This window comes from Streptomyces sp. NPDC111744 (assembly GCF_055634995.1).
The window spans coordinates 149,369-172,128 of sequence record NZ_JBVKCG010000006.1 but is presented as its reverse complement, the minus strand read 5'-3'; the positions used below and the strand labels follow the sequence as shown (position 1 = coordinate 172,128).

Below are 22,760 nucleotides of genomic sequence, written 5' to 3'. Positions count from 1 at the left end.
ATCCGATCAGTGTGCTGTGTGGCGCGCGTCTCGGCGTCGCACCGCACACGCACGGCTCAGTACCGCACCCGTAGCGGCTCACCGTGCGTTGAAGTACTTCGCCTCCGGGTGGTGGATCACGATGGCGTCCGTGGACTGCTCGGGGTGCAGCTGGAACTCCTCGGACAGCTGGACCCCGATCCGCTCGGGCTGGAGCAGGTCGGCGATCTTGGCGCGGTCCTCCAGGTTGGGGCAGGCGCCGTAACCGAGGGAGAAGCGGGCGCCCCGGTACTTCAGGGCGAACATGTCCTCGACGTCACTCGGGTCCTCGCCGGCGAAGCCCAGCTCGGAGCGGACGCGCGCGTGCCAGTACTCGGCGAGTGCCTCGGCCAACTGGACGGACAGGCCGTGCAGTTCCAGGTAGTCACGGTAGGAGTTGGCCTCGAAGAGCTTGGCGGTCTCCTCGCCGATGCGGGAGCCGACGGTGACGACCTGGAGGCCGACCACGTCCGTCTCCCCCGACTCCTCCGGGCGGAAGAAGTCGGCGAGGCACAGCCGGCGGCCGCGGCGCTGACGCGGGAAGGTGAACCGGGTGCGCTCGTTGCCGCGTTCGTCCAGGATGATCAGGTCGTCATCCTTGGAGACGCAGGGGAAGTAGCCGTAGACGACGGCCGCTTCCAGCAGGTTCTCGGTCTGGAGCCTGTCCAGGAGACCGCGCAGCCGGGGGCGGCCGTCGGTCTCGACGAGTTCCTCGTACGACGGTCCCTCGCCGGTGCGGGCCTGCTTGAGGCCCCACTGGCCCTTGAAGAGGGCGCCCTCGTCCAGCCAGCTCGCGTACTCCTTGAGCTGGATGCCCTTGATGACACGGGTGTCCCAGAACGGCGGGGTGGGCACCGGGTTGTCGACGGCGACGTCGGAGCGGACATGGCCCTCCTCGGGCCGCTCCTCGGCCTCGACGGTGGCGGTCGGCCGCACCCGCCGCTGCTTCAGCTCCGGCAGGACGGCGCCGGGCACTCCGCGCTTGACGCCGATGAGCGCGTCCATCAGGCGCAGGCCCTCGAAGGCGTCGCGGGCGTAGCGGACCTCGCCCTCGTAGATCTCGTACAGGTCCTGCTCGACATAGGCGCGGGTGAGGGCGGCACCGCCCAGGATCACCGGGTAACTGGCCGCCAGGCCGCGCTGGTTGAGCTCCTCCAGGTTCTCCTTCATGATCACCGTGGACTTGACCAGCAGGCCTGACATGCCGATGACGTCGGCCCGGTGCTCGTCGGCGGCCTCCAGGATCGCGGAGACGGGCTGCTTGATGCCGAGGTTGACGACGTTGTAGCCGTTGTTGGACAGGATGATGTCGACGAGGTTCTTGCCGATGTCGTGGACGTCGCCCCGGACGGTGGCGAGGACGATGGTGCCCTTGCCCTCCGCGTCGGACTTCTCCATGTGCGGTTCGAGGTAGGCGACCGCGGACTTCATGACCTCGGCGGACTGGAGAACGAACGGCAGCTGCATCTGGCCGGAGCCGAACAGCTCGCCGACGACCTTCATGCCGTCCAGCAGGGTCTCGTTGACGATGTCGAGGGCGGGGCGGTCCTGGAGGGCCGCGGCCAGGTCGGCCTCCAGGCCGTTCTTCTCGCCGTCGATGATGCGGCGCTTGAGGCGCTCCTCCAGCGGGAGGGCGGCCAGTTCCTCGGCCTTGCCGGCCTTGAGGGACTTGGCGGTGGCACCCTCGAAGAGAGCCATCAGCTTCTGGAGCGGGTCGTAGCCCTCGCTGCGGCGGTCGTAGACGAGGTCGAGGGCGGTCTGGACCTCTTCCTCGGTGAAGCGGGCGATCGGCAGGATCTTGCTCGCGTGCACGATCGCCGAGTCCAGGCCCGCCTTGACGCACTCGTCGAGGAAGACGGAGTTCAGCAGGATGCGGGCGGCCGGGTTGAGGCCGAAGGAGATGTTGGACAGACCGAGGGTGGTCTGGACGTCCGGGTGGCGGCGCTTGAGCTCGCGGATCGCCTCGATGGTGGCGATGCCGTCTTTCCGGGACTCCTCCTGACCGGTGCAGATGGTGAAGGTCAGGGTGTCGATGAGGATGTCCGACTCATGGATGCCCCAGTTCCCGGTCAGGTCCTCGATCAGCCGTTCGGCGATCTCGACCTTCTTCTCCGGGGTGCGGGCCTGGCCCTCCTCGTCGATGGTCAGCGCGATGAGGGCGGCGCCGTGCTCGCGGGCCAGCGTGGTGACCTTCGCGAAGCGGGACTCCGGGCCGTCGCCGTCCTCGTAGTTGACGGAGTTGATGACCGCGCGGCCGCCGAGCTTCTCCAGGCCCGCCTGGATGACGGGGACCTCGGTGGAGTCCAGGACGATCGGCAGGGTGGAGGCGGTGGCGAAGCGGCCGGCCAGCTCCTCCATGTCGGCGACGCCGTCCCGGCCGACGTAGTCCACACAGAGGTCCAGCATGTGGGCGCCCTCGCGGATCTGCTCGCGGGCCATCTCCACACAGTCGTCCCAGCGGCCCTGCAGCATGGCCTCGCGGAACTTCTTCGAGCCGTTGGCGTTGGTGCGCTCGCCGATCGCCAGGTACGAGGTGTCCTGGCGGAACGGGACCGTCTGGTAGAGGGAGGCGGCGCCCGGCTCGGGGCGCGGATGGCGCTCGGGCGGGGTGACGCCCTGGACGCGCTCGACGACCTGGCGCAGATGCTCGGGGGTGGTGCCGCAGCAGCCGCCGATGAGGGAGAGGCCGTAGTCCCGTACGAAGTTCTCCTGGGCCTCGGCCAGGCCCTCGGGGCCGAGCGGGAAGTGGGCGCCGTCCTTGGTGAGGATTGGCAGACCGGCGTTCGGCATGCACAGCAACGGGATGCGGGAGTGCCGGGTGAGGTAGCGCAGGTGCTCGCTCATCTCGGCGGGGCCGGTCGAGCAGTTCAGGCCGATCATGTCGATGCCGAGCGGCTCCAGGGCGGTCAGCGCGGCGCCGATCTCGGAGCCGAGGAGCATGGTGCCGGTGGTCTCGAAGGCCATGGAGACCAGGAGCGGGACCTCGATGCCGAGGGCGGCCATGGCGCGGCGGGCACCCAGGACGGAGGACTTGGTCTGGAGGAGGTCCTGGGTGGTCTCGACGATCAGGGCGTCGGCGCCGCCGGTGAGCAGGCCCTCGGCGTTCTGCTGGAAGCCGTCACGGATGGTGACGTACGGCACATGGCCGAGGGTGGGTAGCTTCGTGCCGGGGCCGATGGAGCCGAGCACCCAGCGCTGCCGGCCGTCCCGCGCGGTGAAGTCGTCGGCCACCGCGCGGGCGATGCGGGCGCCGGCCTCGGACAGTTCGTGGACGCGGTCGGCGATGTCGTACTCCGCCATGGCCGCGTGGTTGGCCCCGAAGGTGTTGGTCTCGACGCAGTCGACGCCCACGGCGAAGTACGCCTCGTGGACGGAGCGGACGATGTCGGGGCGGGTGACGTTGAGGATCTCGTTGCAACCCTCGAGATTCTCGAAGTCCTCCAGGGTGGGGTCCTGGGCCTGGAGCATGGTGCCCATGGCTCCGTCGGCGACCACCACACGGGTGGCGAGCGCCTCTCGGAGCGCGGACACACGGGTCCGGCTGTCGGCGGAAGGGGACGGCGGCAACGAGGCCATGTAGGGCTCCCTTGGATGCGACGGCTGTCGGCTATGCGGCTTCCCGGAGCGGTCCCGGGCATGGACGCACCGCGCCAGCGTAACCGGGAGTGGGCTTGGATGGGCAGGGCGTCCATGTGGCGGACGAGTGAGGCACGCGGCCGTCACGGAAGCCTCACATGTGGAGCCGAGTGAGGCACTCTGCCGTCACGGACCGGTCATGTGCGGGGCGGGTGAGGGTGACCGGTTCGCCACAGCAGGTGTAACAGGTGTCGACCGACCATTGGCGGTGAGTCGACGTGGACCGGTAGTGTTCGGCATTGCCGAACGACGGTTACGGCAGTCGTACGGCGAGGGTCAAGGGGACGGAGGCAGCACGCCGATGGCACGGAACATCCAGTCGCTCGAACGGGCGGCCGCGATGCTGCGCCTGCTCGCGGGCGGCGAGCGACGGCTCGGCCTGTCCGACATCGCCTCGTCACTGGGCCTTGCCAAGGGCACCGCGCACGGCATACTGCGCACCCTCCAGCAGGAGGGGTTCGTCGAGCAGGACGACGCCTCGGGGCGCTACCAGCTGGGCGCCGAGCTGCTGCGGCTCGGCACCACCTATCTGGACGTGCACGAGCTGCGGGCACGGGCGCTGGTCTGGACGGACGACCTGGCCCGGTCCAGCGGGGAGAGCGTCTACCTGGGCGTTCTCCATCAGCAGGGCGTGCTGATCGTGCACCACGTCTTCCGGCCCGACGACAGCCGGCAGGTGCTGGAGATCGGGGCGATGCAGCCGCTGCACTCCACAGCCCTGGGCAAGGTGCTGTCGGCCTACGACCCGGTGGCACACAGTGAGGCCCTGGAGGCCGACCGCAAGCCCTTCACGGACCGTACGACCTGCGACCTGGGCGCTTTCGAACACGTCCTCGACATCACGCGCGCGCGGGGGTACGCGGCGGACGTGGAGGAGACCTGGGAGGGCGTGGCGTCGGTCGCGGCGCCCATCCACGACCGGCGGCGCATGCCCGTCGGCGCGGTGGGCATCACGGGTGCGGTGGAACGGCTCTGCAAGGACGGGGAGTTGCAACCCGAGCTGATCGCCGCGGTGCGGGACTGCGCCCGCGCGGTGTCGCGGGACCTGGGCGCCGGGCGGTTCTGACCGCCCGCCACCGACGGACGACCGAGGCCGGTTCGCGTTTCGGCGAACCGGCCTCAGTCGTACCCTGAGATGGACAAAGCAGGATAAAACCGCAGTTCAGTCGTGCTATCCGGGCACACCCGGCGCACGACCCCGAAGTAGATCGATTTGGCCCGACTCAGACAGACGACCCACAGCAATCAATAACGATCGTGCTTTCGAGAACAGAACTCTTGACGCATGCGTAACGCCGGAGCGAGACTCCCGTCCATCGGTCGGCATTGTCGAACACCTACCGGCAATACGCGCTAGAGTGTGACAACGCCAAGGGCCGGATTCGCTCTCACCCACGAGGGCGCCAACACCCCGAAGGGACTCGGGGTTCGGCTTCCCTGGACGAAGGACAAAGGAGTCGCGGGTGTCCAGCTCCGACATCTTCATCGGCGAGACCATCGGTACCGCCATACTCATCCTGCTCGGCGGCGGTGTGTGCGCCGCCGTCACACTCAAGGCCTCCAAGGCCCGTAACGCCGGCTGGCTTGCCATCGCCTTCGGTTGGGGCTTCGCCGTCCTGACGGCGGTCTACATCTCCGGACCGCTGTCCGGCGCCCATCTCAACCCGGCCGTCACCGTCGCCCTCGCGATCAAGAACAGCGACTGGAGCAACGTTCCGGTCTACTTCGCCGGTCAGCTGCTCGGCGCGATGATCGGCGCGGCCCTGGTGTGGGTCGCCTACTACGGCCAGTTCCACGCGCATCTGACCGACAAGGAGATCGTCGGCGGTCCGGGCGCCCAGGCCACCAAGGTCAAGGCCGTCGAGGCGCAGGAGAAGGGCGCCGGCCCGGTCCTCGGCATCTTCTCCACCGGCCCGGAGATCCGGAACGTGGTGCAGAACCTCGCCACGGAGATCATCGGCACGGTCGTGCTGATCCTGGCGGTCCTCACCCAGGGCCTCAACGACAACGGCAACGGCCTCGGTGTGCTGGGCGGCCTGATCACCGCTCTGGTGGTCGTCTCGATCGGTCTCTCGCTCGGCGGCCCGACGGGTTACGCGGTCAACCCGGCCCGTGACCTCGGCCCGCGTATCGTGCACGCGCTGCTCCCCCTGCCCAACAAGGGCGGTTCCGACTGGAGCTACGCCTGGATCCCGGTGGTCGGCCCGCTGGTCGGCGGAGCGATAGCCGCAGGCATCTACAACGTCGCCTTCGCTTAGAAGCAGACCTCCGCTGCCGGCAGACCTCCGCCGAAGCAGCAGCCGTACCGCCACACACCACGGACTTCGAGGAGCACACAGTGACCGACGCCCACACCGCAGGCCCCTTCATCGCCGCGATCGACCAGGGCACGACCTCCAGCCGCTGCATCGTCTTCGACAAGGACGGCCGTATCGTCTCGGTCGACCAGAAGGAGCACGAGCAGATCTTCCCCAAGCCGGGCTGGGTCGAGCACAACGCCAACGAGATCTGGACCAACGTCCAGGAAGTCGTCGCCGGAGCCATCCAGAAGGCCGGCATCACCCGCGACGACATCAAGGCCATCGGCATCACCAACCAGCGCGAGACCACCGTGCTGTGGGACAAGAACACCGGTGAGCCCGTCCACAACGCCATCGTCTGGCAGGACACCCGCACCGACGCCCTCTGCCGGGAGCTCGGCCGCAACGTTGGCCAGGACCGCTTCCGCCGTGAGACCGGCCTGCCGCTGGCCTCCTACTTCGCCGGCCCCAAGGCCCGCTGGCTGCTCGACAACGTCGACGGCCTCAAGGAGCGCGCCCAGGCGGGCGACATCCTGTTCGGCACCATGGACTCCTGGGTCATCTGGAACCTGACCGGCGGTGTCGACGGCGGCCGGCACGTCACCGACGTCACCAACGCCTCCCGCACCATGTTGATGAACCTGCACACGATGCAGTGGGACCCGAAGATCGCCGAGTCCATCGGTGTGCCGCTGCAGATCCTGCCCGAGATCCGCTCCTCCGCCGAGGTCTACGGCGAGGTCACCGGCGGACCGCTGGGCGAGCTGCTCGGAGGCATCCCGGTCGCCTCCGCGCTCGGCGACCAGCAGGCGGCCCTGTTCGGCCAGACCTGCTTCTCCGAGGGCGAGACCAAGTCCACCTACGGCACCGGCACCTTCATGGTGATGAACACCGGTGACAAGATCATCAACTCCTACGCGGGCCTGCTGACCACGGTCGGCTACAAGATCGGCGACCAGCCGACGGTCTACGCGCTGGAGGGCTCGATCGCCGTCACCGGCTCGCTGGTGCAGTGGATGCGCGACCAGATGGGCCTGATCTCCACCGCGGCCGAGATCGAGACGCTCGCGCTCTCGGTCGAGGACAACGGCGGCGCCTACTTCGTGCCGGCCTTCTCCGGTCTGTTCGCCCCGCACTGGCGCTCCGACGCCCGCGGTGTGATCGCCGGCCTCACCCGGTACGTCACCAAGGCGCACCTGGCCCGCGCGGTCCTGGAGGCCACCGCCTGGCAGACCCGCGAGATCGCCGACGCCATGGTCAAGGACTCCGGCGACGAGCTGATCGCGCTCAAGGTCGACGGTGGCATGACCTCCAACAACCTGCTGATGCAGACCCTGGCGGACGTCCTGGACGCACCGGTGGTGCGCCCGATGGTCGCCGAGACCACCTGCCTCGGCGCCGCCTACGCCGCCGGCCTCGCCGTCGGCTTCTGGTCCAGCACGGACGAACTGCGCGCCAACTGGCGCCGGGCCGCCGAGTGGACCCCGCAGATGGACGCGGAGACCCGCGACCGTGAGTACAAGAACTGGCTCAAGGCCGTCGACCGGACCATGGGCTGGATCGACGACGAGAGCTGACGAGAGCGAGCGCGCTCTCACGATCGAGCTCTGACGAGGAGTAAGAACCCGACATGACCAGTCAGTCCACCCTGCAGTCCGTGCCTGCCCTGGGGACGCACCCGGCCTCCGGCTCGCTTCCGAGCCGGGCCGAGACCAGGGAGCAGCTCTCCAAGGCGTCGTACGACCTTCTCGTGATCGGCGGCGGCATCCTGGGCATCTCCACCGCCTGGCACGCCGCGCAGTCCGGCCTCAGGGTGGCCCTGGTCGACGCCGGCGACTTCGCCGGCGCCACCTCCTCCGCCTCCTCCAAGCTCCTCCACGGCGGTCTGCGCTATCTGCAGACCGGCGCGGTGAAGCTGGTGGCGGAGAACCACTTCGAACGCCGTGCGGTCTCCCGCCAGGTGGCCCCCCACCTGGCGAACCCGCTCACGTTCTACCTCCCCGTGTACAGGGGCGGTCCGCACGGCGCGGCGAAGCTCGGGGCGGGCGTGTTCGCCTACTCCGCGCTCTCCGCGTTCGGTGACGGCGTCGGCCACCTGCTCTCGCCCGCGCGGGCGCAGCGGGACGTGCCGGAGCTGCGCACCGAGAACCTCAAGGCCGTGGCCGTGTACGGCGACGACCAGATGAACGACGCGCGCATGGCGCTGATGACGGTCCGCGCGGCCGTCGAGGCGGGCGCGGTCGTCCTCAACCACGCCCAGGTCACCGGCCTGCGCTTCACCAGGGGCCGGGTGACCGGCGCCGACCTGAAGGACGCGGTCTCCGGCGAGGAGTTCGGCGTCAACGCCCGTCTGGTGCTCAACGCGACCGGCCCCTGGGTCGACCACCTGCGCCGGATGGAGGACCCGAACGCGGCCCCGTCCATCCGTCTCTCGAAGGGCGCGCACCTGGTCCTGAAGCGGACGGCCCCGTGGAAGGCCGCGCTGGCCACCCCCATCGACAAGTACCGGATCACCTTCGCCCTCCCCTGGGAGGACATGCTCCTGCTCGGTACGACCGACGAGGAGTACGAGGGCGACCCGGCGGACGTCGCCGTCACCGAGAAGGACATCGCCCAGATCCTGGACGAGGCCGCGTTCTCGGTGCGGGACCAGCAGCTCCAGCGTGATCTGATCACCTATGCCTTCGCGGGCCTGCGGGTGCTGCCGGGTGGTCCCGGCGACACGGCGAAGGCCAAGCGCGAGACGGTCGTCACGGAGGGCCGCGGCGGCATGCTGTCGGTCGCGGGCGGCAAGTGGACCACCTTCCGGCACATCGGCCGTACGGTGATGGAGAAGCTGGAGGCGCTGCCGGGCCACCCGCTGGGCGACGACTTCGAGCCGATCTCCTCGCTGCCGAAGAAGCTGCCGCTGCCCGGTGTCGCCAACCCCCGCGCCGTCGCCCACCGTCTGCTGGTGGACAACCCGGCCCCCGGCCCGCGCATGGCCGCCGACACGGCGAAGCACCTGGCCACCCACTACGGTTCGCTGGCCTTCGACATAGCCCGGCTCGCCAACGAGCACCCGGAGCTGGCCGAGCGTGTCCACCCGGACGCCCCGGAGATCTGGGCGCAGGTCGTCTGGGCCCGGGACAACGAGTGGGCCGAGACCACGGACGACGTGCTGCGCCGGCGGACGACCCTGACGATCCGCGGTCTGGCCACGGACGACGTCAGGGCCAGGGTCCAGGACCTGCTCGACAAGAAGTGACCCGCCGCGAGGCGGACGAGATACGGGCGGCGCGCCGGGTCCCTGACCGGTCCGGCAGCCGCTGGAGCCCCGGCCCCGCCGTACCGGGGCCGGGTCTGTGAGGGGGCGGCTCCTCTCCCCTAGGGAGCCGCCCCCTTCGCGCGCCCGTTGTCAGTGCCGGCTACGCGGGGCGGTGGTGTCCCCGGAGGCGCTGCGCCTGCTGGCGGAGGACAGCCGGGCGCTCACCGGTCCCGGCCGGTGCCCGGCGCCACGGTCTGCCCCTGCCTGACCAGGCCGCATAATGTGGCTGAGACATCGGATGTCTAAGCGACAAGGAGGCCGGTATGGCAGTCACCGATGAGGCGATCGAGAAGATCAAGGACATGATCGTCTCCGGTGCGCTGCGCCCCGGTGACCGGTTGCCCAAGGAGAGCGAACTCGCCGCCGAACTCGGCCTGTCCCGCAACTCGTTGCGGGAGGCGGTGCGGGCCCTGTCGCTGATCCGGATCCTGGACGTACGGCAGGGCGACGGTACTTATGTCACCAGCCTGGACCCGCAGTTGCTCCTGGAGGCGATGAGCTTCGTCGTCGACTTCCATCGCGACGACACGGTGCTGGAGTTCCTGGCGGTGCGCCGGATCCTGGAGCCGGCCGCGACCGCGATGGCCGCCTCCCGGATCAGCGAGCAGCAACTGGACGCGCTGGACGCCCAGTTGGATGCGCTGGGTGCCGCGCCCTCGGTGGAGGAGCTGGTCGCCTGCGACCTGGAGTTCCATCGGGGCATCGTGCAGAGTTCCGGGAACTCGGTGCTCTGCTCGCTCCTTGACGGGCTGTCCGGGCCCACCACCCGGGCCCGGATCTGGCGCGGACTCACCCAGGAGGACGCGGTCGCCCGGACCCTGCGCGAGCACCGCGCGATCCTGGCCGCGCTGCGCGACCGGGACGCGGAGGCGGCCCGCTCCTGGGCGACCGTGCACATCGCGAGCGTGGAGCAGTGGCTGCGCAGCAGTCTGTGAAGCGCTTACTGCCCGTGGCCGGTTCCTCGCCGAAACGGGGTGTTCGAGGGTGGCGAACGGGGCAGTGATCCGTTCACTCCCCCGTGCAAGGGGGCTGCGGGCGCCCCCGCCAGACGCCGTAAGGTTGGGGCGTACGCGAGGGTACGTCGGAAGGAGGCGCTGGGTGATCGAGCTGGAGGGGGTTCCCGAGCTGATCGACCCAGTCATGGTGGCCGCGTTCGAAGGCTGGAACGATGCCGGCGACGCCGCCTCCACCGCGGTCGCGCATCTGGAGCGGGAGTGGAAGGGCGAGGTGTTCGCGGCGCTGGACGCCGAGGACTACTACGACTTCCAGGTGAACCGCCCCACGGTGTGGATGGACGCCGGCGTGCGAAAGATCACATGGCCGACGACACGACTGTCCGTGGTCCGGGTCGGCGGCGAGAAGCCGCGCGACCTGGTGCTGGTGAGGGGCATCGAGCCGTCCATGCGCTGGCGCTCGTTCTGCAACGAGCTGCTCGGCTTCGCCCATGAGCTGGGCGTGGAGCTGGTGGTCATCCTGGGTGCCCTGCTCGGTGACACCCCGCACACGCGTCCGGTGCCGGTCAGCGGGGTCACGTCCGACTCGGACCTGGCCCAGCGGATGGATCTGGAGGAGACCAAGTACGAGGGTCCGACGGGCATCGTCGGCGTCCTCCAGGAGGCCTGCACCCACGCGGGCGTCCCGGCGGTCTCGCTCTGGGCGGCCGTCCCGCACTACGTCTCCCAGCCGCCCAACCCGAAGGCCACCCTGGCGCTGCTGAACCGTCTGGAGGACCTGCTCGACCTGCGGATCCCGCTGGGCGAGCTGCCCGAGGACGCGCGTGCCTGGCAGGTCGGCGTGGACCAGCTGGCCGCCGAGGACACCGAGGTCGCGGAGTACGTACAGACGCTGGAGGAGGCCCGGGACACCGCCGAGCTGCCGGAGGCGTCGGGCGAGGCGATCGCCCGTGAGTTCGAGCGCTATCTGAGGCGCCGGGACGTGAACCCGCCCGGCGGCCACGCCACTGCGGACGGCACGGACAGCGCGTCGTACCTGCGGGACAACCCGAGCGGCAAGCCCCGGCCGCCCAGACCCCCGAAGTCCGACACGCCCGGGAACACGGGGAATCCCACGGACCCCGACGATTCCACGGACTCCGGCGGGGATCCCGGCCCGGACGGCGAGGACACGTCCGAGGACACATCCGAGGACTGAACGAGTCCGAACGAGGGCGGTACGCGTGGTGCGTACCGCCCTTCTTCATGTCCTGTCTCACGGGGACCGGCCGACAGTTGGCCGGTCCGTTCGGTCAACTGACCGTAACAGCCCATCACATGTATCGCGTCGGCCGCAGGGGTCGCAAGGGTTTCGACAGTTGGGGGGTACGCGTCGAGACGCGCCTGCCCGTGGGTTGTGGCTGGTCGCGCAGTTCCCCGCGCCCCCAAGCGGAGGCGCGGGGTGCCGGCGTCTGTTCTAAAGGGCCACGCCCAGCAGCGCGTCCACCGCTCGGGATACGACCCCGGGTGCGCCCGTGTCCGTACCGCCCTGGTCGTGCTGGAGCGCCGCCCAGCGGTCCACCGCGGCAAGCGCAGCCGGAGCGTCCAGGTCGTTGGACAGGGCGTCGCGGATCTCCTCCACCAAGGCCTCCGCCGGCGGGCCGTCCGGGCGGGAGACCGCCGCTCGCCAGCGGTCCAGGCGGGACACCGCGTCCGCGAGGACCTGGTCGGTCCACTCCCAGTCGGAGCGGTAGTGGTGGGAGAGCAGGGAGAGGCGGATGGCGGCCGGGTCGACGCCGTCGCGGCGCAGCCGGGAGACGAAGACCAGGTTTCCCTTGGACTTGGACATCTTCTCGCCGTCGAGGCCGACCATGCCGGCGTGGACATACGCCTTGGCCATCGGGAACTCGCCGGTGAGCACCTGGGCGTGCGAGGCGCCCATCTCGTGGTGCGGGAAGGCGAGGTCGGATCCGCCGCCCTGGACGTCGAAGGTCATGCCGAGGTGGTCGAGAGCGATGGCCACGCACTCGATGTGCCAGCCCGGCCGGCCGGCGCCGAGGGAGCCGCCGTCCCAGCTGGGTTCGCCCTCGCGGGCGGCCATCCACAGCATCGGGTCGAGGGGGTTCTTCTTGCCGGGGCGGTCCGGGTCGCCGCCGCGCTCGGCGGACAGCAGCCGCATGGCGGCGGCGTCGAGGTTCGAGACCTTGCCGAAGTTGGGGTCGGACTCCACGGAGAAGTAGGTGTCGCCTTCGAGTTCGTAGGCGGCGCCGAGGTCGCGCAACCGCTCGACCAGCGGCACGATGCCGGGTATGGCCTCGACCGCGCCTATGTAGTGCTGCGGCGGGAGCATCCGCAGGGCGGTCATGTCCTCACGGAAGAGAATCGTCTCCTTCTCGGCGAGGGCGACCCAGTCGACGCCGTCGCGCACCGCGCGTTCCAGGAGCGGGTCGTCGACGTCCGTCACGTTCTGGACGTAGTGCACCTGCCGCTTGGTGTCGAGCCACACGCGCTGAACCAGGTCGAACGCGTTGTAGGTTGCCGCGTGCCCCATGTGGGTCGCGTCGTACGGCGTGATGCCGCAGACATAGATACGGGCGACGGGACCGGGGTCAAGGGTGACCAGACCGCCGGTCGCGGTGTCGTGGATCCTCAGGTCGCGACCCTGACCAGGCAGGGCGGGGACCTCGGAAGCGGGCCAGGCATGCATGTACATGAGCGTAACCGGACCCGAGTTCGGTATACGAACCGGACCAGGCCGGATGGCCGGGAAGGCACTCTTGATCTTGCGCCCGCGATGTGCTGCGGGCGGTTACACGGGTGGCCAGGGGATGGCCGGCCACTCGCCGCTCGGCTCCGGGTGCTTTCCGGCGGCGAGCAGCGCGTCGACACGCGCGCGCGTGGCATCGAGTTCGGCGGGGGTGATCAGCTCGGCCAGCCTGGCCCCCAGCACCCCGCCGAGGCCCTCACGGAGCCCCTTGAGGGCCTCCACGGCCTCACCGGTGAGCGACTCCCCCGCCCACCCCCACAGCAGGGTGCGCAGCTTGTTGTCGACGTTGAAGGTGACCCCGTGGTCGATGCCGTACAGCCGCCCGTCGGCGGTGGGCAGCAGATGGCCGCCCTTGCGGTCGGCGTTGTTGATCACGGCGTCGAGAACGGCGAGCCGGCGCAGCCGTTCGTCGTCGGCGTGCACGAGGAGTGCGGTCTTTCCCTCGCCGACCTCGGCGAACCCGATCGCCTTCCAGCCGGGTTCCGGCTCCTCCGCGTCGATCAGAGCGAGCAGGTCGGCGCCCTCGGGGTCGACGTCGATCCACAGCTGGCACATGCCCTCGCCGTAGGGCCCGTCGCGCAGCACGGTGGGCGGGACCAGGTCCCAGCCGGTGGCCGCGGAGACCTCGTAGGCGGCGACCTCGCGCTGCGCGAGGGTGCCGTCGGGGAAGTCCCACAGCGGGCGTTCCCCGGCGACCGGCTTGTAGACGCAGGAGGCCTCCTCGCCGTCGTGCGCGACCGTGCAGAACAGTGCCGCGTTGGAGGCGTCGCGGATGCGGCCTCGTACCTTCAGCTCACCGTGGGCGAGCAGCTCGGCGGCGGTCACGCTCCGCGGCGGTATCCGTTCTGGCGCGGACATACGTGTCCTTCCGGGTCGAGCGGGAGGCTGCACAGCGGGCACGGCGGCCGCCCGGCGTTGACGACGTCGAGGGCGCGCTTGGCGAAGGCCCTGGCCTGCGCGCCGGTCAGCCGGACCCGCAGCATCGGGGGCCCGTTCTCCTCGTCCTGGAGGAGCCGCTCCTCGGCCTCGGCGAGGTCCTCCTCGGAGTCGGCGTCCAGTTCCACGAGGGCCTGCGCCTCGACGATCATGCGCTCTTCCTCGCCGTCCCAGGCGAGCGCCATGGTGCCGACGCGGAACTCCTCCTCGATGGGGGTGTCCAGCGGGCCGCTGTCGGCGATCTCGGTGGGCGCGACGGCGGGGACGGCCGCGTTGCCGCCGCTGCGCCGTACGACCTCGTCGAGGAGCTCGTCCATGCGTTCGGCGAGCGCGGCGACCTGGGTCTTCTCCAGGGCCACGCTGGTCGTCCGGGGGCCGGCCGTGGCCTGGAGGAAGAACGTACGGCGTCCGGGCAGTCCGACCGTGCCCGCCACGAAGCGGTCCGGCGGATCGTAGAGGAACACCTGACGGGACACGTCCTGTCTCCATGGGAATCGAGAGTGCGTGGGATCGGAAGGGCGACTGACCGTGCGGGGCGTCGGTCGGCGACTACGTGGATCGCTTCACCCTACTGCGGCTGACGATCACGGCGCGCCGGCACCGCCACCGACCGGGGCGTCTTCCCCGGGAGGTTCCTCGCGGGGGGCAAGGGAGGCGAAATCCCCGGTGTCCCCGAGTCGAACGAGAAACGGCCTGAGACGGGTGTAACGGATCGCGGTGATGGAACACGGTTCGACGGAGATCCGCTGGAAGAGGTCGAGATGCATACCGAGCGCGTCCGCGACGAGCGACTTGATGATGTCGCCGTGCGAGCACATGAGGTAGACGGCGTCGGCGCCGTGGTCGCGCTCCACGCGTGCGTTCCACTCGCGTACGGCCTCGGCGGCGCGGGTCTGCATGGCCCGCATGGACTCCCCGCCCGGGAAGGCGGCCGCCGACGGGTGCGCCTGCACCACCTCCATCAGCGGCTCGTCCTTGAGCTCGGCGAGCTTGCGGCCGGACCAGTCGCCGTAGTGGGCCTCCCCGATCCGCTCGTCGCTGTGGGCGGTGAGTTCGGGGCGGGCCTCCAGCAGAGGGCGGATCGTCTCCTGGCAGCGCTGCAGAGGGCTGGCGACGACCTCCGAGATCGGCAGCCCGGCGAGCCGGCCGGGCAGCGCGGCGGCCTGGGCGGCCCCGCGCTCGTCGAGGGCGACGCCGGGCGTCCAGCCGGCGAGCAGCCCGGAGGTGTTGGCGGTGGACCGTCCGTGCCTTACGAGGATCAGCGTGGGCATGCGGCCCAGGGTAGGCGTACGCCGGAATGCGGTGCGGACCGGGCGACGGGAGAATACTCTCAGTGATCGTTGACTGTGCAATCTACCGGGACGGGGAGCGGACGGAGACCCCCCAGGACTTCTCCGACGCCCTCGCGGAGGCACGCGCGCGTGGCAACAGCTTTCTCTGGATCGGCCTGTACGAGCCGACGGAGCACGAGTTCAGCCTGGTCACAGATGAGTTCGGGCTGCATCCGCTGGCCGTCGAGGACGCCCTGACCGCCCACCAGCGGCCCAAACTGGAGGTGTACGACGACTCCCTGTTCGTCGTCCTGAAGCCGGTGACGTACGAGCCGAAGAGCGACACGGTGACCTCCGGCGAGCTGATGATCTTCATCGGGGACTCCTTCGTGGTCACCGTGCGCCACGGGACGCCCTCGCCGCTCGGGGACATCCGGCGGCATCTGGAGGAGCAGCACGAGCTGCTCAAGCACGGGCCGACGGGGGTGCTGTACTCGATCTCCGACGCGGTCGTCGACAACTACCTGGAGGTCGCGACCGAGCTGCAGAACGACCTGGAGGAGCTGGAGGCCGAGGTGTTCTCGCCGAGCGGCGGGGGCTCCCGGCACACCGCGTCGCGGATCTACGGCTTCAAGCGGCAGATCCTGGAGTTCCGCCGGGCGACCGTGCCGCTGGCCCTGCCCATGACGAAGCTGGCGGGAACGGGCCCGTACGGCGGCGGTACGACGGTGCCCTTCGTGCACGAGGAGGCCCGCCCGTTCTTCCGGGACGTCAACGACCACCTCCAGCGGGTGAACGAGAGCGTGGAGGGCCTGGACCGGCTGGTGTCGGACGTCCTCAACGCCCATCTCGCACAGATGAGCGTGCGGCAGAACGACGACATGCGGAAGATCTCCGCGTGGGCGGCCATGGCGGCGGTGCCCACGATGATCGCGGGGATCTACGGCATGAACTTCGACCACATGCCCGAGCTGCACTGGATCTGGTCGTACCCCGCGGTGATCGCGATCATGGCCGTCCTGGAGATGGTGCTGTACCGGCTGTTCAAGCGCCGCGGCTGGATGTGAGGTTCGCGACGGACCGGCGCTCCCCTTGAGCCGACAGTGCCTAGGCGAACTCAGGGGCGGGGGTCGCTGGGCCGCCCAGGGCGTTCCTGTGCCCCGGCATCCGCAGCGAGACCGTACGGCGCCAGCCGACGGCCCGCTCGTAGGCGTGGACGGCGTGGATGCCGAACGCGAGCAGCGCGGACCTGCCCTTCGGCCAGCCGAGGATGCGGCCGATGTGGGCCATGACGGCGAGGCTGACGTCCCGGTAGATGCGGATCTCGGCGAGCGCGCACGCGCGGAGTGTGCGCTGGATGGCGCGGCCGTGCCCGGCGGCGGCGAACCGCAACAGTTCCTCGTGGCAGTTGGCGAGGTGGTTGTTCTCGTCGTCGGAGACCATCCGTGCCACGCGGCCGATGTCCGGGTGGTCGGCGAAGTGCCTGCGCAGCAACTCCATCTGTTCGAGGCGCGCTGCTCGGTGACCCTGCCGTGGGCGAGGTAGGTGACGATGTCCTGCTCGGTGAGCGGGCGGTCGCCCCTGAGCTTGTCGTGGGCGAGCCCGATGCCGTGCCTTTCCAGGAGCATCGTGTAGTCGGTGTCGGGCGGGACCGGGACGGGGGTGAGCCCGCGCTTCTTCATGAGGGCGTTGAAGATGCGCCCGTGCTTGTCCTCGTCGGCGCCATGGCGGGTGGTCTTGGGGACGAGGTCGCGTTCGCTCTGCGGCACCAGCGCGGCGACCCGCGCGTTCTCCCAGCCGCCCTGCGCCTCCCAACTGGCCGCGATGGAACAGAAGAGCCGGAAGGACTCGTCGTGGTCGAGGATCTCCAGGAGCAGACTCTTGGCCGAAAGCATCGTGGGCACCGCTCCGGAGGACTCACCAGACCCGCAAAGAACGAGTCAAATGCCGCATCCGGATCGTGGCAACAGCTGTGCGAGCGAGCTCGGCCGAAAGGAGGAGCACCGGGGTCACGTCGGGGGCGTAACCGCGCGGGCGCGGGCGCGTTGTTCTGCGTGACGGCCGTGGCGGGGAAGACCCCCGAGCCCCCACCACGGCCGCGGACCTCTCCCGCCGAGGCGCCTACGCGAGCCCGGCGCGCTCCAGGGCCTCGGCGCCGGCCCGCAGCGAGGCGAGCCGCTCGTCCAGGGCGAAGCCGGCGGGCGCGAGCGACAGCGTGGTGACCCCGGCGGCCGCGTAGGCCTTCATCCGGTCGGCGATCCGGTCCACGGACCCCAGCAGCGTGGTCTTGTCGATCAGGTCGTGCGGAACGGCGGCCGCGGCCCCGTTCTTGTCCCCGGACAGGTACTTGTCCTGGATGTCGGCGGCCTCCTGCTCGTACCCCATGCGCTGGGCGAGCTGGTTGTAGAAGTTCTGCTTGCGGCTGCCCATGCCGCCGACGTACAGCGCGGTGTACGGCCGGAAGGTGTCGGCGAGCGTGGCCACGTCCTTGTCGTCGCCGACGGCGAGCGGCAGCGTCGGGCAGATGTCGAACCCGTCGAGGGTCTGGCCGGCCTTCTCCCGCCCCGCGCGCAGGTACTTGACGGCCGTCTCCTCCAGGTGCTCGGCGGAGGGGAAGATGAGCAGCGCGCCGTCGGCGATCTCGCCGGTCTGCTCCAGGTTCTTCGGCCCGATGGCGGCGACGTAGACCGGGATGTGCTCGCGCTCGGGGTGCACGGTCAGCCTGATCGGCTTGCCGGGGCCGCCCGGCAGCGGCAGCGTCCAGTGCTCGCCCTCGTACGACAGCCGCTCGCGGCTCATCGCCCTGCGCACGATCTCCACGTACTCGCGGGTGCGGGAGAGCGGCTTGTCGAACTTGACGCCGTACCAGCCCTCGGAGACCTGCGGCCCGGAGACGCCGAGGCCGAGCCGGAAGCGGCCGCCGGAGAGGGAGTCCAGGGTCGCCGCGGTCATCGCGGTCATCGCGGGCTGGCGGGCCGGGATCTGGAAGATGGCCGAGCCGACGTCGATGCGCTCGGTCTGGGCGGCGACCCAGCTGAGCACGGTGGCGGCGTCGGAGCCGTAGGCCTCGGCGGCCCAGCAGACGGCGTACCCGAGCCGCTCGGCCTCCTGCGCCACGGCCAGATTGTCCCCGTCCATCCCGGCACCCCAGTAGCCGAGGTTGATCCCGAGCTTCATGGCCGATCCCCTTACCGATCAGTAACGTCGCTGTTGCGGAGACGATAGCGTGACGGGCCCCACCCCGGCAGCGCGGGACCGCGGCCGACCAGGGGCGCGGGCAGGTGCCTATGGTTATCCACAGGCAACCCAACGCACCAACTCTGGCCAGTAATCTCGCGACATGGAGCAGAGGCATCTCGGCCGTACCGGCCTGCGCGTGTCCCGGATCGGGCTCGGTACCCTCACCTGGGGCCGGGACGTCGACGAGCACGACGCCGCGGACATGCTGAAGGCGTTCTGGGAGGCCGGCGGAACCCTCGTCGACACCGCGGACGTGTACGGCGACGGAGAGGCCGAGTACCTGCTCGGACAGCTCATAGAAGGGCTCGTGCCACGCCGGGACCTGGTCATCTCGACGAAGGCCGGCAGCGTCCCCGACCCCGACCGCCGTTTCGACGGCTCGCGCGGCCATCTGCTCGCCGCGCTCGACGCCTCCCTCGCCCGCCTCGGCACCGACTACGTCGACGTATGGCACGTGCACGCCTACGACCCGGACACCCCGTTGGAGGAGACCCTCCAGGCCCTCGACCTGGCCGTCAGCAGCGGCCGCGCCCGGTACGCCGGGATCTCCAACTTCTGCGGCTGGCAGCTCGCGAAGGCGGCGACCTGGCAGCTCGCGGCGCCGGGCACCCGCACCCGGCTGGCCAGCACACAGCTGGAGTACTCGCTGCTCCAGCGGGGCGTGGAGCGCGAGGTGCTGCCGGCCGCGCTGGACCTGGGCATCGGCCTGCTGCCGTCCTCGCCGCTGGGCCGGGGCGTGCTGACCGCGAAGTACCGCCACTCCACTCCCCCGGACTCCAGAGGTGCCTCCGAGCATCTGGCGCCGTTCGTCGCGCCGTATCTCGACGACACCGCGACCCGGATCGTGGACGCGGTGCAGACCGCGGCGGACGGGCTCGCGGTGACACCGCTCCAGGTGGCGCTCGCCTGGGTGCGGGACCGGCCGGGCGTGGCCGCGCCAATCGTCGGCGCGCGCAACGCGCAGCAGCTCACGGGGGCATTGTCAGTGGAGGCGCTTAGTCTTCCTGACGAGATCTGCCGGGCGCTCGACGACGTGTCGGCGCCTGTGCACCGCTATCCCGATCACGACTGGAGCACGCTGTGAGCACGGAGCCGGAGACCACGGGGCCGGGCGCCGAAGCCGACGCCGAAGAGGGCGCGACGGCCGGGGGGACGCCGGGGGCCGAGGAGGACAGCGGCAGGGTCGAGGGCGGCGAGCCCGCCACCGCCGTCGCGGCCGGTGACGCGGAGGCCGGTGGGTCCGGCTCGGGCGACGGTGACTCGGCGGGCGCCGCGCAGCTGTCCGAGGCCGAGGCCGAGTTGGCCGCCCAGCGGGTCGAGCGGGAGCGGATCGAGCGACGGAAGGCCGAGAAGGCGGGGCCGGTCGAGGCCGGGGCCAAGCTGAGCGGCAAGGCGGCCGACCTGCTCGCGGCGATCCGGGCGGTGGAGAGCGGAGAGAAGCCGACGGCCACCGTGTTCGCCGACCCGGAGCCCGCCCCGCGCCGGGCACCCGCCGCGGAGCCCGTCCGCACGCCCCAGCCGGCGCCTGCCGCCGCCGCGCCCGCCGCGGAGACGGTCGCGGCGGTACGGGGGGTGCTGACCGAAGGCGGTGCGCCCGAGTCGCTCGCCCCCCAGGTCGCCGCCGCGCTCGGTGAGGGAGCGGACATACTGCTGCGGGAGGACCCCTGGCAGCTGCTCCGGATCACCGGCGTGCGGCCGGACCAGGCGGACGGGTTCGCGCGGGCGCTGCTCGGCGCGGAGTGCGGTCCGGACGACGAGCGGCGCGGCCGGGCGGTGACCGGCTGGCTCCTGGAGCAGGCCGCCCTGGCCGGGCACACCGTGCTGGAAATGCCGGCGCTCCTCGCCGCGCTGGCCCAGCGGGCGGTGCCCGACCCGGAGGCGGCCGTGCAGAGCGCGGTCGCCGAGGGGGACGCACTGGTCTTCCAGGACGCCCTCGATCCGGGCGCCCCCGAGCCCGAGGACGACGAGGAGGAGCGGCCGGTCCGGGTCCTGGTCGGTCTGGAGCGGTACGCCCTGGCCGAGGAGAGCCTCGCCGACGGACTGGCCCGGCTGGTCAACTCGCTCTCCAAGGACGCCTCGGCGCCCTGGGAGGAGGCCGCCGCGGCGGCCTCCCGCGGCGCGGCCGAGCTGGCGGCGGCGGTCGCCGGACACGGCCTGGTGCTGCACACCGGCGGCGAGGCGGCCCGCACCGAACCGGCGGCCCTGCTGACCGCCGCCCGAAGCGCCGGGCTGCGTGCCTTCGCCGCCACCCACACCCCGGATGGACACCGCCGCCTGACGGCCCTGCTGGAGGACGGCGAGGCAGCCGTCGGCACGGTCGCCGGTCTGCTCTCCGGCGCCGAGGGACCGGGCCGGGACGCGGAGGGTGCCCTGGACCTCGACCTGCTGATCGTGCTGGACGCGCCCCAGCTGGACGTGGAGGGCGCGGCGGTGCTCGTGGAGGCGCTGCCCGACGGGGCCCGGCTGGTGCTGAGCGGGGATCCGGCGGTGCTGTGGTCGGCGGGCCCCGGGCGGGTCTTCGCCGACCTGCTGGCGGCCCGTGTGTGCCCGCAGATCGCCTCGCGCACGCCCGACCCCGGCCCGCTCGGCGAGCTGGTCTCGGGGATCGGTGCCGGTGAGCTCCACCAGGTCGAGGCGCCCGGCAACGAGATCGTGATCGTGCCGGTGCGGGACGCGGGCGAGGCGGTGCACCGGACGGTGCAGCTGGTCGCCGACTCGGTCCCGCGTGCCATCGGCGTCCCCGCGGAAGAGACCGTGGTGATCACCCCGGGCCATGGCGGCGCGGTCGGCACCCGCGCCCTCAACACCGCCCTCAAGGAACGGCTCAATCCGGGCCCCGGCCGGTTCGGCGGCTTCGATCCGGGCGACCGGATCGCCTACTCCCCCGCGCCGGGCCGTACGGTCCCGGGACAGGTGGTGAACGCCGACGCCGACGGGCTGCACCTGTCGTGCGCGGGCGCGCCCGTCGTCGTACCGAAGGAGCGGGTGGAGCAGGCCGTGCGGCACGGCTGGGCGCTGACCGCCCACCAGGCGGTGGGCGGTCGCTGGCCGGCGGCGGTAGTGGTGCTCCCCGGAGACGCGGCCCCGTCCCTCAGCCGCCCCTGGGTGTACACGGCGTTCAGCCGGGCGGAGCGGCATCTTTCGGTGGTCCACGGCGTGAAACAGGCCCTGCCGAAGGCGGTGGCCGAGGCCCTGCCGAAGCCCCGGACGACCCGCCTGCCGCTGCTGCTCAAAACACAGGTACCGGCGCCGACCGAAGCGTGACCCATCCCCTCGTCTCCGCTGATTCCGCAGACCGGCGGTGCCTTGACGGCCTCAACGCCCGCAAGGCACCGCCGGTCGACCGGAAGGTCAGCGCTCGGCGTCCAACGGTTCCAGGTCCTCGTCCTCATCCAGGTCGAGGTCGTCGTCCGCCTCGTCCGTGTCCTCGGTGTCCTCGGTGTCCTCGCTGTCCTCGTCGTCGAACACCGCGCTGACGTCGAACCGGCACACGACCCGCTCCGGATCGACCCCCTCGAACGGGGTCTCCAGCCACTCGCCGGGCTCGGCCTGCTCGTCCGCCGCGGTCACCCACAGCGTGGAGTCGCCCTCCTCCAGGCCGAACTCCTTGTGCCGGGAGGCGATCTCGTCCGGTTCGAACTCGCCGAACAGGATCCCCAGCGCCCCGTGGATCGTGCCGGCGGCGTCCTGGTCCGCGCCGGGGCCGTCGTCGTACTCCGCGGCCTCGACCCGCTGGGCCTGCGCCAGCAGCCGCTGTGGTTCCGCCACGGCGTAGTCACGGCGGATCAGCACGCTGATCGCGTTCGGTTCCTCGGGCCCCGCGTACGGTGGCAGCGAGTCCTCGGTACCGGGGATCTCGAAGGGCGTGACCTCGTCGTAGCGGTCGTAGAGCAGCTCGTCGTAGACCTCGGCGGCCGCGGCCAGCTGGTTGAACGCCTCGTAGACAGCCGGGTCGTCCTCCCCCGACCTGCGTTCGACCGCGGCCAGATGGCGGTCGAGCGCGGTCTTGACCGCCTCGGCGGCGGCGCGTACCTCGGCAGCGGTGGGCTGCGCAGCATCAGACATAGTGCAGACGCTATCCGTACCGGGCACCAGCCCGCACAATAGATGCGATGCCGGAATACGAATTTGTCGACGTGTACGTGCCTCGCGGGGTGTCCCGCAAGGAGGCGACGCGTCTGCTGACGGACCATGCCGAGTACGGACACTGGGAGTTGGACCGACTGAGCCTCATGCGTGACGGCAGCCGCAGGGTGCGGTTGCGCCGGCGGATCATCCGCCAGGTGCGTGCCACATGGTGAGACTGGCCGCATGACGGAAGGGGCCCCGCATCGACGGGGCCCGCTCCGTTCC

17 protein-coding genes and 1 pseudogene are annotated in these 22,760 nt (G+C 70.9%); 10 read left to right on the top strand and 8 right to left on the bottom strand.

Features of this window, described 5'->3' with window-relative positions; translation table 11 throughout:
- Positions 1–78 precede the first annotated feature (78 nt).
- Positions 79–3,594 (bottom strand): methionine synthase, encoded by a 3,516-nt coding sequence (gene metH / locus ACZ7OO_RS15840; RefSeq protein ID WP_471505157.1) that lies wholly within the window; start codon positions 3,592–3,594, stop codon positions 79–81.
- A gap of 361 nt (positions 3,595–3,955) precedes the next feature.
- Here metH and ACZ7OO_RS15835 point away from each other — a divergent pair, with 361 nt between their 5' ends.
- The 6 genes from ACZ7OO_RS15835 to ACZ7OO_RS15810 all read left to right on the top strand — a co-directional run bounded on the left by ACZ7OO_RS15835 (position 3,956) and on the right by ACZ7OO_RS15810 (position 11,412).
- A complete protein-coding gene (locus tag ACZ7OO_RS15835; protein ID WP_352220037.1) occupies positions 3,956–4,720 on the top strand; it encodes an IclR family transcriptional regulator in 765 nt (254 codons plus the stop codon).
- 397 nt (positions 4,721–5,117) lie between these two features.
- Positions 5,118–5,912, top strand: a complete 795-nt coding sequence (locus ACZ7OO_RS15830) for an MIP/aquaporin family protein (RefSeq protein WP_471505155.1) — start codon at positions 5,118–5,120, stop codon at positions 5,910–5,912.
- Between the two features lie 80 nt (positions 5,913–5,992).
- Positions 5,993–7,531 carry a glycerol kinase GlpK gene (gene glpK, locus ACZ7OO_RS15825; protein ID WP_471505154.1) on the top strand — a complete coding sequence of 513 codons (1,539 nt, stop codon included), beginning with the start codon at positions 5,993–5,995 and terminating at the stop codon, positions 7,529–7,531.
- Positions 7,532–7,584: 53 nt separating this feature from the next.
- On the top strand, positions 7,585–9,201 hold the full coding sequence (locus ACZ7OO_RS15820; protein ID WP_471505152.1) for a glycerol-3-phosphate dehydrogenase/oxidase: 1,617 nt from the start codon (positions 7,585–7,587) through the stop codon (positions 9,199–9,201).
- 323 nt (positions 9,202–9,524) lie between these two features.
- Positions 9,525–10,196 carry a FadR/GntR family transcriptional regulator gene (locus tag ACZ7OO_RS15815; RefSeq protein WP_365789928.1) on the top strand — a complete coding sequence of 224 codons (672 nt, stop codon included), beginning with the start codon at positions 9,525–9,527 and terminating at the stop codon, positions 10,194–10,196.
- A gap of 163 nt (positions 10,197–10,359) precedes the next feature.
- On the top strand, positions 10,360–11,412 hold the full coding sequence (locus ACZ7OO_RS15810) for a PAC2 family protein (RefSeq protein WP_471505150.1): 1,053 nt from the start codon (positions 10,360–10,362) through the stop codon (positions 11,410–11,412).
- Between the two features lie 258 nt (positions 11,413–11,670).
- On the opposite strand, the gene mshC is transcribed toward ACZ7OO_RS15810, so the two are convergent.
- The 4 genes from mshC to ACZ7OO_RS15790 all read right to left on the bottom strand — a co-directional run bounded on the left by mshC (position 11,671) and on the right by ACZ7OO_RS15790 (position 15,167).
- The gene (gene mshC / locus ACZ7OO_RS15805) at positions 11,671–12,900 is read right to left on the bottom strand and encodes a cysteine--1-D-myo-inosityl 2-amino-2-deoxy-alpha-D-glucopyranoside ligase (RefSeq protein WP_471505148.1); all 1,230 of its coding nucleotides are present in this window, start codon (positions 12,898–12,900) and stop codon (positions 11,671–11,673) included.
- A 102-nt stretch (positions 12,901–13,002) separates the two neighbouring features.
- Positions 13,003–13,818 carry an SCO1664 family protein gene (locus tag ACZ7OO_RS15800; RefSeq protein WP_471505147.1) on the bottom strand — a complete coding sequence of 272 codons (816 nt, stop codon included), beginning with the start codon at positions 13,816–13,818 and terminating at the stop codon, positions 13,003–13,005.
- On the bottom strand, positions 13,782–14,372 hold the full coding sequence (locus ACZ7OO_RS15795) for a DUF3090 domain-containing protein (RefSeq protein WP_471505145.1): 591 nt from the start codon (positions 14,370–14,372) through the stop codon (positions 13,782–13,784). Before ACZ7OO_RS15795 ends, ACZ7OO_RS15800 begins: the two co-directional genes overlap by 37 nt.
- Before the next feature lie 108 nt (positions 14,373–14,480).
- Positions 14,481–15,167, bottom strand: coding sequence for a histidine phosphatase family protein (locus ACZ7OO_RS15790; RefSeq protein WP_471505143.1), 687 nt, complete (start codon positions 15,165–15,167; stop codon positions 14,481–14,483).
- A gap of 62 nt (positions 15,168–15,229) precedes the next feature.
- Between ACZ7OO_RS15790 and corA the strand changes: the two genes are divergently transcribed.
- Positions 15,230–16,234: a magnesium/cobalt transporter CorA gene (gene corA, locus ACZ7OO_RS15785; RefSeq protein WP_471505141.1), complete on the top strand. Its 1,005-nt coding sequence runs from the start codon at positions 15,230–15,232 to the stop codon at positions 16,232–16,234.
- Positions 16,235–16,274: 40 nt separating this feature from the next.
- Here the strand turns inward: corA and ACZ7OO_RS15780 are convergent.
- Positions 16,275–17,062: pseudogene (locus ACZ7OO_RS15780) on the bottom strand (ferritin-like domain-containing protein).
- A gap of 226 nt (positions 17,063–17,288) precedes the next feature.
- The gene (locus tag ACZ7OO_RS15775) at positions 17,289–18,344 is read right to left on the bottom strand and encodes an LLM class F420-dependent oxidoreductase (protein WP_471505139.1); all 1,056 of its coding nucleotides are present in this window, start codon (positions 18,342–18,344) and stop codon (positions 17,289–17,291) included.
- Between the two features lie 163 nt (positions 18,345–18,507).
- Between ACZ7OO_RS15775 and ACZ7OO_RS15770 the strand changes: the two genes are divergently transcribed.
- Together ACZ7OO_RS15770 and ACZ7OO_RS15765 are read left to right on the top strand one after the other, a co-directional pair.
- Positions 18,508–19,491 (top strand): aldo/keto reductase, encoded by a 984-nt coding sequence (locus ACZ7OO_RS15770; RefSeq protein WP_352220050.1) that lies wholly within the window; start codon positions 18,508–18,510, stop codon positions 19,489–19,491.
- Entirely contained in the window at positions 19,488–21,671 is a 2,184-nt protein-coding gene (locus ACZ7OO_RS15765; RefSeq protein ID WP_471505137.1) for a helix-hairpin-helix domain-containing protein, read from the top strand. Before ACZ7OO_RS15770 ends, ACZ7OO_RS15765 begins: the two co-directional genes overlap by 4 nt.
- Positions 21,672–21,758: 87 nt before the next feature.
- Here ACZ7OO_RS15765 and ACZ7OO_RS15760 read toward each other — a convergent pair whose 3' ends face one another.
- A complete protein-coding gene (locus tag ACZ7OO_RS15760) occupies positions 21,759–22,472 on the bottom strand; it encodes a hypothetical protein (protein WP_471505135.1) in 714 nt (237 codons plus the stop codon).
- Positions 22,473–22,519: 47 nt separating this feature from the next.
- On the opposite strand from ACZ7OO_RS15760, the gene ACZ7OO_RS15755 reads away from it, so the two are divergent.
- Positions 22,520–22,708, top strand: a complete 189-nt coding sequence (locus ACZ7OO_RS15755) for a DUF5703 family protein (RefSeq protein WP_046732800.1) — start codon at positions 22,520–22,522, stop codon at positions 22,706–22,708.
- Positions 22,709–22,760 lie beyond the last annotated feature (52 nt).

Coding starts and splice junctions, on each gene's coding strand:
- metH (WP_471505157.1), bottom strand. CDS start 3,594: ATGGCCTCGTTGCCGCCGTCCCCTTCCGCCGACAGCCGGACCCGTGTG.
- ACZ7OO_RS15835 (WP_352220037.1), top strand. CDS start 3,956: ATGGCACGGAACATCCAGTCGCTCGAACGGGCGGCCGCGATGCTGCGC.
- ACZ7OO_RS15820 (WP_471505152.1), top strand. CDS start 7,585: ATGACCAGTCAGTCCACCCTGCAGTCCGTGCCTGCCCTGGGGACGCAC.
- ACZ7OO_RS15815 (WP_365789928.1), top strand. CDS start 9,525: ATGGCAGTCACCGATGAGGCGATCGAGAAGATCAAGGACATGATCGTC.
- mshC (WP_471505148.1), bottom strand. CDS start 12,900: ATGCATGCCTGGCCCGCTTCCGAGGTCCCCGCCCTGCCTGGTCAGGGT.
- ACZ7OO_RS15800 (WP_471505147.1), bottom strand. CDS start 13,818: ATGTCCGCGCCAGAACGGATACCGCCGCGGAGCGTGACCGCCGCCGAG.
- ACZ7OO_RS15790 (WP_471505143.1), bottom strand. CDS start 15,167: ATGCCCACGCTGATCCTCGTAAGGCACGGACGGTCCACCGCCAACACC.
- ACZ7OO_RS15775 (WP_471505139.1), bottom strand. CDS start 18,344: ATGAAGCTCGGGATCAACCTCGGCTACTGGGGTGCCGGGATGGACGGG.
- ACZ7OO_RS15770 (WP_352220050.1), top strand. CDS start 18,508: ATGGAGCAGAGGCATCTCGGCCGTACCGGCCTGCGCGTGTCCCGGATC.
- ACZ7OO_RS15760 (WP_471505135.1), bottom strand. CDS start 22,472: ATGTCTGATGCTGCGCAGCCCACCGCTGCCGAGGTACGCGCCGCCGCC.
- ACZ7OO_RS15755 (WP_046732800.1), top strand. CDS start 22,520: ATGCCGGAATACGAATTTGTCGACGTGTACGTGCCTCGCGGGGTGTCC.